The organism is Mammaliicoccus sp. C-M13 (assembly GCF_022386845.1).
Classification (GTDB): domain Bacteria; phylum Bacillota; class Bacilli; order Staphylococcales; family Staphylococcaceae; genus Mammaliicoccus; species Mammaliicoccus lentus.
On the sequence record NZ_JAJNHQ010000020.1, the window covers coordinates 16,737 to 27,296 of the forward strand.

Sequence of the window (10,560 nt, forward strand, 5' to 3'; positions counted from 1 at the left end):
TGTATGTTTACTTTTACTAAACAATAAGTTTAGTACCTTTAATAAAATAACAGAAATTATTTTATACTTCAACACTTTTTTGGGGGATGAGAAAATTTATTTAATTGTGATACTTGTTTCAGTAGTACTATCTTTTAAAGCTTTTACTGCTTTGTATCCATCATAGCCACTCGCTTGTTTGAATTCTTTATACATGTTGTTTTCATCTGCTTTACCAGGAACAACTTTCTTAAAGTTTTTGTATGCTTGTTCAAATGATTCTCTATTAGCACTTGATTCGTAAGCATCTTCGATATGATTAAAAAATTCAACGACTTGCAATATTTCTTCTTGTGACCAATCAACATCAATTGGATAACTATATTCCATATTATTAATCTCCTTATAAAAAAAGAATCACTGCGTTAACAGTGATTCTTTAGTATTGTCAAATATTATAAAGTATGGACAGGCGTACCTAGTGCTACTTCCGCAGCTTCCATAGAAATTTCACCTAATGTTGGGTGAGCATGAATAGTTAATGAAATGTCTTCTGCAGTCATTCCACTTTCTATTGCTAATCCAAGTTCAGCAATAACATCTGAAGCATTAGCACCTGCTACTTGAGCACCTACTAATAATCCATTTTCTTTTAATGTTACTAACTTAACAAATCCATTTGTTTCGTTTAGTGCTAAAGCACGGCCATTTGCAGCAAATGGGAATTTAGAAGCTTTAACTTCTAAACCTTCTTCTTTAGCACTAGCTTCTGTATGACCTACAGTAGCTAGTTCTGGCTCAGTGAAACATACTGCTGGAATACCTAAGTAATCAACAGCTGATTTTTCACCAGAAATAGCTTCAGCAGCTACTTTAGCTTCATAACTTGCTTTATGAGCAAGTGGAGGACCAGCTACGATGTCACCAATTGCAAAGATATTTTCAACTGATGTACGAGTTTGATCGTCTACTTCAACTAGTCCGCGATCACTCATTTTCAAGCCTAATTCTTCTAGACCTAATTCGTCAGTATTTGGACGACGTCCTACAGTTACTAATACATAATCAGCTTCGATTTCTTTTGTTTCTCCACCAGCTTCATACGTAACTTTCACGCCATTATCAGTCTCTTCAGCAGATTTAGCCATTGCTTCAGTTACGATATCAACGCCTTTAGCTTTAAGACCTTTTTTAACGATTTGAGTCATTTGTTTTTCGAATCCGCCTAAGATGTCTTTTGCACCTTCAAGAATTGTAACTTCAGAACCGAAGTTAGCGAAAGCTGTACCAAGTTCAGAACCGATATATCCGCCACCAACTACAACTAATTTTTTAGGAACATCTTTAAGCGCTAATGCACCACTTGAATCGATAACACGTTCACCAAATTTGAAATTAGGAATTTCAATTGGACGAGAACCTGTTGCGATAATTGCATTTTTGAAAGTATAAGTTTGAGAAGCTTTTTCAGTCATAACTTTTAAGTTATTTTCATCTACGAAGTATGCTTCACCTTTTACAACTTCAACTTTGTTACCTTTTAATAATCCAGCAACTCCGCCAGTTAATTTATTAACTACGCCGTTTTTGAATTCTTGAACTTTGTCAAAGTTTAATGCTACTTTTTCTGCAATTACACCCATATCTTCTGAATGTTGTGCATTATGGAAACGGTGAGACGCTGATAATAAAGCTTTAGATGGAATACAACCAACGTTTAAACAAACGCCACCTAATTCGCCTTTTTCAACGATTGTTACTTTTTGTCCAAGTTGCGCTGCACGAATTGCTGCAACGTAACCACCAGGACCTGCTCCAATTACAATAGTATCTGTTTCAATAGGAAAATCTCCAACTACCATTTTTACCCCTCCATTAATAATAATTCTGGATTATTTAATAATCTCTTAATATGGTTCATTGCGTTTTGACCAGTAGCACCATCAATTTGTCTGTGGTCAAAGCTTAATGATAATGATAACACAGGTGCTGCAACAATTTCTCCATCTTTAACGATAGGTTTTTGAGCTATACGGCCAATACCTAAAATCGCTACTTCAGGGTGATTGATTACAGGAGTGAACCATTGTCCACCAGCTGAACCGATATTACTGATTGTACAAGTTGCGCCTTTCATTTCATTAGCTTGTAATTTACCATCACGTGCTTTTACAGCTAATTCGTTAATTTCATCTGAAATTTGGAACATTGATTTATGATCAGCATTTTTAACTACTGGTACTAATAAACCGCGATCAGTATCTGCAGCTATACCTATATTATAGTAATGTTTATGAACAATTTCACCATTTTCTTCATCAAATTCAGTATTTAATGCTGGGTATTTCTTAAGCGCTGATACTAATGCTTTAACAACGTATGGTAAGAATGTTAATTTAGTACCTTGTTCCGCAGCAACTTCTTTGAATTTTTTACGGTGATCCCATAGTTCTTGTACATCAATTTCATCCATTAATGTTACATGAGGAGCTGTTTGTTTAGAGTTAACCATTGCTTTTGCAATTGCTTTACGCATAGCAGGTATTTTCTCACGAGTTTCTGGGTAAGCAGCTTCTGGTACTTGTGCAGTTTGTGTTGCAGTATCTTCAGTTGAAGCTGATTGAGCTTCTTCTGTTGTACCTTGTTCTGAAGTGCTTTCGCCATTTAAGTATGCTTCAACATCTTCTTTTAAGATACGTCCATTTTTACCTGAACCTGAAACTGCTTTAATATTTACATCGTTGTCACGTGCAAATTTACGAACAGAAGGCATTGCGATTACGCGTTTAGAATCGTCAACTTCTTCAGATTTTTCACTTTCTTGAGCAGATTCTTCTTTAGTTTCTTCTGCTTTTTCTTCTTGTTTAGGTTCTTCGTCGTCATCATGACCTTTGAACTGAATACCTTCAGCGTCAGGAGCATCAATTTTAACAATTGTGTCACCAACAACAGAAACAGTTCCTTCTTCGACCATAACTTCTTCTACTTTACCTGAAACAGGTGATGGAATTTCTACGACTGATTTATCATTTTGAACTTCACATAATACATCGTCTTCTTGAATTTCGTCGCCTGCTTTAACAAACCATTTTACAATTTCACCTTCGTGGATACCTTCACCGATATCTGGTAATTTAAATTCAAATGACAAGATTTTTTCCTCCTAAATATAAATCTGTATTTTTAGTACAAATTAAAATTCTAATGTTTCTTTAGCTTGTGCTACGATATCTTTTTTGTTTGGTAACCAAACACCTTCAGCTTGTGTGAATGGGTAAATAGTATCAGGAGCTGCTACACGTGCAATTGGAGCCTCTAATGATAGAACTGCTCTTTCAGAAATCTCAGCAACTACAGTAGCACCAACGCCAGCTTGTTTTTGAGCTTCTTGAACGATGATAACACGGTTAGTTTTTTCAACTGATTTTACGATTGTTTCAACATCGATAGGTTGAACAGTGATTAAGTCGATTACTTCTACTGAATAACCGTCTTTTTCTAAATCTTCTGCTGCTTTAAGAGATTCTTGAACCATTGCACCGTAAGTAACAATAGTTAAATCTGTACCTTCACGTTTTACTTTCGCTTTACCGATTTCTACTTCGTACTCTTCTTCAGGTACTTCTTCACGGAATGAACGATATAATTTCATGTGTTCTAAGTAAACGACAGGGTCGTCACTACGAATAGCTGAAATTAATAATCCTTTAGCATCATATGGGTTTGAAGGAATGATTACTTTCAAACCTGGTGATTGTGCCATTAAACCTTCTAAGTTATCTGCGTGTAATTCTGGAGTGTGAACACCTCCACCGAATGGCGCGCGGATAGTTACAGGTGCAGCTTTTGAATCACCTGAACGGAAACGGTGACGTGCAATTTGTCCAGCGATTGAGTCCATAACCTCAAATACGAAACCAAAGAATTGGATTTCCATGACAGGACGGTAACCTTCAAGCGTTAAACCTAAAGCTAAACCACCAATACCTGATTCTGCTAGTGGTGTATCAAATACACGATCTTCGCCGAATTCTTTTTGTAAACCTTCTGTAGCACGGAATACACCGCCGTTTACACCAACGTCTTCACCGAATAATAAAACATCTTCGTCTCTTTTTAATTCGTTTTGAAGCGCATTGTTAATCGCTTGAATCATTGTCATTTGTGCCATGACTTACTTCGACTCCTTCTCTTTGTAAATTTCATATTGTTCAGCCAAGTTTTGAGGCATTTCATCGTACATAATTTCCATTAAATCAGTAACTTTTTGTTTAGGCGTATTATCTGCCTCTTTAATAGCTGTTTTAATTTCTTCTTTTGCTTTTTCCATTACTTCGTTTTCTTTTTCTTCAGACCATAAGTTTTTAGCTTCAAGATATTTTCTGAAACGTACTAATGGATCTTTCTTTTCCCAATCTGAATCTTCATCAGATGTTCTGTAACGTGTTGGATCGTCACCAGCCATTGTATGTGGACCATAACGATAAGTTAATGTTTCGATTAATGTTGGACCTTCACCGTTAACAGCACGTTCACGCGCTTCTTTAGTGATTGCATAAACTGCTAAAGCATCCATTCCGTCTACTAATACGCCTGGAATACCAACTGACACTGATTTTTGAGCTAATGTCTTAGCTGCTGTTTGTTTATCACGTGGAGTTGAAATCGCGTAGTTGTTATTTTGAATTACAAAGATAGCAGGTGCTTTATAAGCAGATGCGAAGTTAATACCTTCATAGAAGTCACCTTGTGATGAACCACCGTCACCAGTATATGTGATTGCTACATTTTTCTTCCCGCGTTTTTTAAGACCTAATGCAACACCAGCTGTTTGAATAAACTGAGCACCGATGATGATTTGTGGACTTAATGCGTTCACACCTTCTGGGAATTGGTTACCAATAAAGTGTCCACGTGAGAATAAGAACGCTTTAGTTAATGGTAAACCATGCCAGATTAATTGAGGTACATCACGGTAACCTGGAAGTACATAGTCTTCTTTCTCTAATGCATAATGTGAAGCTAATTGAGAAGCTTCTTGTCCTGCTGTTGGTGCATAGAAACCTAAACGACCTTGTCTATTTAAAGAAATAGAACGTTGGTCAAGGACACGAGTCCATACCATTCTTTCCATTAATTCAACTAGTTCTTCGTCAGATAAGTCCGGTAATAAGTCATTATTTACGACATTTCCTTCTTCATCTAAAACTTGAACCATTTCAAACTTAGACTCTATTTCATTTAAAGTCGCTACTGCATCGAATTGGGCTTTTTTTCTCGGAGCCATTCAATTCACCATACCTTTCCCTATATTAAATAATCATTTCTTAATTAGTTTAACACAAAACTGTTTTACTGTTAAATAAAAAATACTTACATAATAAAAAGCCTTTGATTCAAGGCTTTTATATGTCTGTATTACAACATCATAACAACTGTACTAATACATATCAATTATTTAAAATCTGTGCTACATCTTGTTTTTCTTGTTGAACTTTTTTTAATTGATTTTGATAATCTGTAACAACTTTTTCTGTTTTTTTATTTTCTTCAGTTAATTTTTCCGAACGTTCATCTGCACCTTGTTGTGTTGCTTTATCTTTCGATAAATAACCGAATAATTCTTTTTCTGCTTTTAGAACACCTTTATATCCTTTTATTACTTCTTCATGTGTTTTATATTTTTTATCTAAGATATTTTTTAAATCTTTAGCTTCTTTTATCTGTTCATCGTCTTCTATCGCTTTATAGTCTTTTTCGGATGTTTCAAATATCTCTTTTGAATCTTTCATTGCTTTATCTTCTTTATCGATTATCGCTTCACGATCATCAACGCTTTTTGTAATTTCTTCAGCAATAGACTTAAATTCATCACCTTTAGCTTTATTTAATTTTTCAATTTTAGCTACTTTTTCTTTTTCTGCTTTTGTCATTTCTTCATTTAAATCTACGATGACCTTCTCTTTTTTATTTGCTTTTTCTATTTTTTTATAAAATGATTCTAATGAATCTGTTGATTGACCACAAGCTGTTAATAACATAGTGGCTGTTAAAGTTAATGCGCCGATTTTCTTGCCAATCATATGTATTTCCTCCTTACTAATCTATGTTTATGTTACTCTGTTTTTTTTATTTATACAATTAATATTAGATGTAAATACGATGAATTTTTGATATATTTTATATGAGGAAGGTGCATGAAAATGATAACTATGGAAAATATTATACGTGACGGCCACGAAACACTTAGAAAAAAAGCCGATGAAGTAGCAATACCTGTATCTAAAGAGGATCAAGAAACTTTAAACGAAATGTTAGAATTCCTTAAAAATTCTCAAGATGAAGAACTAGCAAAAAAATATGGACTTCGCTCTGGAGTTGGTCTTGCAGCTCCTCAAATAAATGTTTCTAAAAAAATGTTAGCCGTTTATATCCAAGATGATGGAAAAGGAAATAAACTTGAACTTCAACTCATTAACCCTAAAATTGTGAGCCATAGTGTTCAAAAAGCATATTTAAACGGCGGTGAAGGTTGTTTAAGTGTTGACGAATCTATACCAGGATTAGTGCACAGAAACTTTAAAGTGACGATAGAAGCTTTTGATATTGAAGGCAATCCATTCAAAAAAAGGTTTAAAGGATATCCAGCAATTGTCCTACAACATGAAATTGACCATTTGAATGGCATAATGTTCTATGACTATATTAATGAAGAAGATCCATTTAAAGTGGTAGACGATGCTGTAGAAATTAATTAACAATACAAAAAGAGAGTCTGGGACAATTATTTATGCCCCAGACTCTTTTTCATAGTTTTAAGTTTTAAATTATAGTTACATAAATTCATCTCTACGTTCTATAAATTTAATATTTTCTTCTTTTAATGATTTTTGAATTAATTCTAATTCATCTAGATTCAACCACTCTGGATCTTTATTATGTCGAATGTAGTGTGGATCTTGTTTTACATTATTTACTGTTTCATCATAATTATAAATCATAACAACTTCATTTTGGCGAATATTAAATTCAATACCTTTAAAATGTTTATCTGATCTATTTTTTTCAGCTTTTACAGTTTTTATAATACGTTCAACTTTATCCATAACATTCACTTCCTATTCATCTATCAATCCTAATTTCACACATGCATCGTATATGCCATTCTCGTCTACACTTTTAGTTTCATAATCACAAACTTCTTTTAAAGCGTCTACAGCATTTCCCATAGCTACTCCACAACCAACTTCAGTTAACATTTCAACATCGTTCGGTCCATCGCCAAACGCTACGACTTCATTTAATGAAAATCCTAACTCTTTACTCAACTCTTTAATGCCTTCTGCTTTAGAACGATTGTTAGGTACAACGTCTCTGCTTAAAGTATGCCATCTATAAAACTTTAAAGATTCAAATTGGTTATCATATTTATAATCTTCATCAGCAGTATGGAATATAAGCGCTTGATATACTGGATGATCTAAATAATATGTATTGTGATATTGTGGATAATCCATTTTCAAAGTGCCTAAGCTTTCTGAAATATGAAGATTGTTTTCTTCACTTGCGTATACGTTTGTGTCTCCAAAGAAAACTAAAGGATGATTATTTTTGTGTGCTTTTTCAACGATTTGTGTTAATTCTTCCTTATTCAATGGATATTTACCTATTACTTCTCCATCATGAACAACAATTTGTCCATTTAATGAAACAAAGGTTTGAATATCAGTTTCTTCAATTACGTGCTTAAACATGTAAGGTGCGCGTCCGGTAGCAATTCCAACTATGTGACCTTTTTCTTTTAATTTTTTTATTGCGGTTATTGTTGATTGAGGTATTTCTTTATTTTCATCATAAATTGTACCATCTATATCTAGAAATATTAATTTCTTTTCCAACTATCATCGCCTCCTCCGTTCTATTCTAGTCCATTCTGAGTATATATGAAAGATTTAGTTAAATAACTTTATTTATATCTAATTATCATGTAAAATGAACTTATTAAAAAGGTATTTATATATTTAATTTAAATACCTCTCAAAATGAACGGGACTCAAATTTCAAAAATTGACTAACCCTAGCCTTAAACTAGGGCTTTATTTATGTTAATCAACTAGGAGGATTATATATATGGCAATATTTAAAGTATTTTATCAAGAAGACAAAAGTGAAGTTATTGTACGTGAAAGTACACAAACTAAGTATTTCGAAGGACAAACAGAAGAACAAGTGAGACGTTATTTATCAGATCGTAATTATAATATCGAATTTGTCCAAAAATTAGAGGGCGCTCATTTAGATTATGAACAAAAATCAGAACATTTTAATGTGGAGAAAATCTAAATGAAACCCATCCAAAAAAATGAAGTAGGTGTATATGCACTGGGAGGACTCGGTGAAATAGGTAAAAACACGTACGCCCTCGAATATCAAGATGAAATAATCGTAATAGACGCTGGTATTAAGTTCCCAGATGACGATTTGCTTGGTATCGATTACGTGATACCTGATTATACTTACTTAATACAAAACAAACATAAAGTAAAAGCTTTATTCATTACACATGGACACGAAGACCATATTGGTGGCGTCCCTTATCTACTTAAACAATTTAATGTTCCCATATACAGTGGTCCATTAGCTTTAGGTTTAATTAGAAATAAATTAGAAGAACATCATTTACTAAAAACTGCACAACTCAATGAAATAACTGAAGACTCTGTGTTTGAATTTAAACACTTTAAAATCTCATTTTATTTAACAACACATAGTATACCTGAAGCATACGGTATTATAGCCGATACACCTCAAGGTAAAATTGTTCATACTGGTGACTTCAAATTTGATTTCACACCTGTTGGACAACCAGCAAATATTGCTAAAATGGCTCAATTAGGTGAAGAAGGCGTACTTTGTTTGCTTTCGGATTCTACTAACTCTGAAGTTCCTAACTTTACACTAAGTGAAAAAGAAGTTGGACAAAATGTAGATGAGATTTTCCGTAAATGTACAGGAAGAATTATTTTTGCGACTTTCGCATCAAATATATATCGTGTACAACAAGCTGTTGAAGCAGCCGTTAAATACAATCGTAAAATTGTAGTATTCGGTCGTTCAATGGAGAACAACATTAAAATTGGTACTGATTTAGGATATATTAAAGTACCACCTGAAACATTTATTGAACCTAATAAAATCAATACTGTGCCTAAGCATGAAATATTAATTTTATGTACAGGTTCTCAAGGTGAACCAATGGCTGCTTTATCTAGAATAGCTAATGGCACACATAGACAAATTAGTATTATACCTGATGATACAGTAGTATTTAGTTCTTCCCCTATTCCAGGTAATACAAAGAGTGTTAACAGAACAATAAACGCGCTTTATAAAGCTGGAGCAGATGTTATCCATGGTAAGTTGTCGAATATTCATACATCTGGACACGGTTCTCAAGATGAACAAAAATTAATGCTTCGTTTAATTAAGCCGAAATATTTCATGCCGATTCATGGTGAATATAGAATGCTTAAGAAACACAGTGAAACAGGTGTTAACTGTGGCGTTGATCCTGATAATATATTTGTATATGAAATCGGTGATGTATTAGCACTTACGAAAGATTCTGCACGATACGCAGGACGCATACCTTCTGGAAGTGTGTTCGTAGATGGAAGTGGAATTGGAGATATAGGCAACGTTGTTATAAAAGACCGTAAAGTATTATCAGAAGAAGGTTTAGTAATTGTAGTTGTAAGCATTGACTTTAAGACAAAGCAATTGCTTTCTGGTCCTGATATTATATCTCGTGGTTTTGTATACATGAGAGAATCTGGTCATTTAATTTATGATGCACAACGATTAATTAAAAAGTCAGTAATTGAGAAATTAAATAATAATGATAAAGTTGAATGGCATCATGTTAAAGCAACAATAACAGAAGCGTTACAACCGTATTTATACGAAAAAACTGCTCGTAAACCAATGATTTTACCAATCATTATGAAAATCAAATAATAGAGAATAGGATATAACCCCTTTTCTCAATTCAAACACCCCAATCCGTTGATTTCTCTTTCGGGTTGGGGTGTTTGTTTATTTCGTTTTAAAAAGTGTATAGTCTCCTATTTTTGTTATAACTAACAAAGATTTGAGTACATAAAATTAAATCATAGAAAATATCGCGCTAACGGGCTTGTTTAGATTCACTAGGTCGTTAGAAATTGTAACAGGCTTGTTTCTTATTTCTTGCACTTTAGAGCGGCATACCTTATGTATTTAGGATAAAATTATATTAAAACACTGAATAATATCGAGCTAACGTGCTTGTTTATAATCACTAGCTCGTTAGAAAATGTAACGAGCTTGTCTCAAATTTCTTGCACGTTAGAGCGGCATACCTTATGTATTTAGGATAAAATTATATTAAAACACTGAATAATATAGTCAAGTCCATATTTATGTGTAATATCTTTAGAAGTAATCAACCTTTGGTTTTTTAGAATGTATTAACAAAATAAATCTGTTTGATTTTTAGCAGATTCATTTTGTTAATCTCTACTTATTTTTCAAAAATAAGTA

Annotated in this window: 11 protein-coding genes; 3 read left to right on the plus strand and 8 right to left on the minus strand. The window is 33.4% G+C overall.

Features of this window, described 5'->3' with window-relative positions; all coding sequences use genetic code 11:
- Positions 1-96: 96 nt before the first annotated feature.
- The 6 genes from LQ615_RS12720 to LQ615_RS12745 form a co-directional block, all read right to left on the minus strand.
- Positions 97-369 (minus strand): UPF0223 family protein, encoded by a 273-nt coding sequence (locus LQ615_RS12720; RefSeq protein WP_064211628.1) that lies wholly within the window; start codon positions 367-369, stop codon positions 97-99.
- A gap of 65 nt (positions 370-434) precedes the next feature.
- Positions 435-1,841, minus strand: coding sequence for a dihydrolipoyl dehydrogenase (lpdA, locus tag LQ615_RS12725; protein WP_064204116.1), 1,407 nt, complete (start codon positions 1,839-1,841; stop codon positions 435-437).
- Positions 1,842-1,843: 2 nt separating this feature from the next.
- Positions 1,844-3,130: a dihydrolipoamide acetyltransferase family protein gene (locus LQ615_RS12730; protein ID WP_239704148.1), complete on the minus strand. Its 1,287-nt coding sequence runs from the start codon at positions 3,128-3,130 to the stop codon at positions 1,844-1,846.
- 42 nt (positions 3,131-3,172) lie between these two features.
- Entirely contained in the window at positions 3,173-4,150 is a 978-nt protein-coding gene (locus LQ615_RS12735; protein ID WP_064211626.1) for an alpha-ketoacid dehydrogenase subunit beta, read from the minus strand.
- Positions 4,151-4,153: 3 nt separating this feature from the next.
- Positions 4,154-5,266: a pyruvate dehydrogenase (acetyl-transferring) E1 component subunit alpha gene (gene pdhA / locus LQ615_RS12740; protein WP_064204119.1), complete on the minus strand. Its 1,113-nt coding sequence runs from the start codon at positions 5,264-5,266 to the stop codon at positions 4,154-4,156.
- Positions 5,267-5,429: 163 nt separating this feature from the next.
- Positions 5,430-6,062, minus strand: coding sequence for a YkyA family protein (locus LQ615_RS12745; RefSeq protein WP_064204120.1), 633 nt, complete (start codon positions 6,060-6,062; stop codon positions 5,430-5,432).
- Positions 6,063-6,182: 120 nt separating this feature from the next.
- Between LQ615_RS12745 and def the strand changes: the two genes are divergently transcribed.
- A complete protein-coding gene (gene def / locus LQ615_RS12750; protein WP_064204134.1) occupies positions 6,183-6,737 on the plus strand; it encodes a peptide deformylase in 555 nt (184 codons plus the stop codon).
- Positions 6,738-6,812: 75 nt separating this feature from the next.
- On the opposite strand, the gene LQ615_RS12755 is transcribed toward def, so the two are convergent.
- Both LQ615_RS12755 and LQ615_RS12760 read right to left on the minus strand, forming a co-directional pair.
- Positions 6,813-7,085, minus strand: a complete 273-nt coding sequence (locus tag LQ615_RS12755; RefSeq protein ID WP_239704147.1) for a hypothetical protein — start codon at positions 7,083-7,085, stop codon at positions 6,813-6,815.
- Between the two features lie 12 nt (positions 7,086-7,097).
- Entirely contained in the window at positions 7,098-7,877 is a 780-nt protein-coding gene (locus LQ615_RS12760; protein ID WP_064204122.1) for a Cof-type HAD-IIB family hydrolase, read from the minus strand.
- A gap of 232 nt (positions 7,878-8,109) precedes the next feature.
- Here LQ615_RS12760 and LQ615_RS12765 point away from each other — a divergent pair, with 232 nt between their 5' ends.
- Both LQ615_RS12765 and rnjA read left to right on the plus strand, forming a co-directional pair.
- Positions 8,110-8,322 carry a DNA-dependent RNA polymerase subunit epsilon gene (locus tag LQ615_RS12765; protein ID WP_064204123.1) on the plus strand — a complete coding sequence of 71 codons (213 nt, stop codon included), beginning with the start codon at positions 8,110-8,112 and terminating at the stop codon, positions 8,320-8,322.
- On the plus strand, positions 8,323-9,996 hold the full coding sequence (rnjA, locus tag LQ615_RS12770; protein WP_064204124.1) for a ribonuclease J1: 1,674 nt from the start codon (positions 8,323-8,325) through the stop codon (positions 9,994-9,996). It abuts the gene before it with no gap.
- The last annotated feature ends 564 nt before the right edge of the window (positions 9,997-10,560 follow it).

What these genes read in the sequence shown, in the direction of transcription:
- LQ615_RS12720 (WP_064211628.1), bottom strand. Translation starts at nt 369, where the DNA reads ATGGAATATAGTTATCCAATTGATGTTGATTGGTCACAAGAAGAAATA.
- lpdA (WP_064204116.1), bottom strand. Translation starts at nt 1,841, where the DNA reads ATGGTAGTTGGAGATTTTCCTATTGAAACAGATACTATTGTAATTGGA.
- LQ615_RS12735 (WP_064211626.1), bottom strand. Translation starts at nt 4,150, where the DNA reads ATGGCACAAATGACAATGATTCAAGCGATTAACAATGCGCTTCAAAAC.
- pdhA (WP_064204119.1), bottom strand. Translation starts at nt 5,266, where the DNA reads ATGGCTCCGAGAAAAAAAGCCCAATTCGATGCAGTAGCGACTTTAAAT.
- LQ615_RS12745 (WP_064204120.1), bottom strand. Translation starts at nt 6,062, where the DNA reads ATGATTGGCAAGAAAATCGGCGCATTAACTTTAACAGCCACTATGTTA.
- def (WP_064204134.1), top strand. Translation starts at nt 6,183, where the DNA reads ATGATAACTATGGAAAATATTATACGTGACGGCCACGAAACACTTAGA.
- LQ615_RS12755 (WP_239704147.1), bottom strand. Translation starts at nt 7,085, where the DNA reads ATGGATAAAGTTGAACGTATTATAAAAACTGTAAAAGCTGAAAAAAAT.
- LQ615_RS12765 (WP_064204123.1), top strand. Translation starts at nt 8,110, where the DNA reads ATGGCAATATTTAAAGTATTTTATCAAGAAGACAAAAGTGAAGTTATT.
- rnjA (WP_064204124.1), top strand. Translation starts at nt 8,323, where the DNA reads ATGAAACCCATCCAAAAAAATGAAGTAGGTGTATATGCACTGGGAGGA.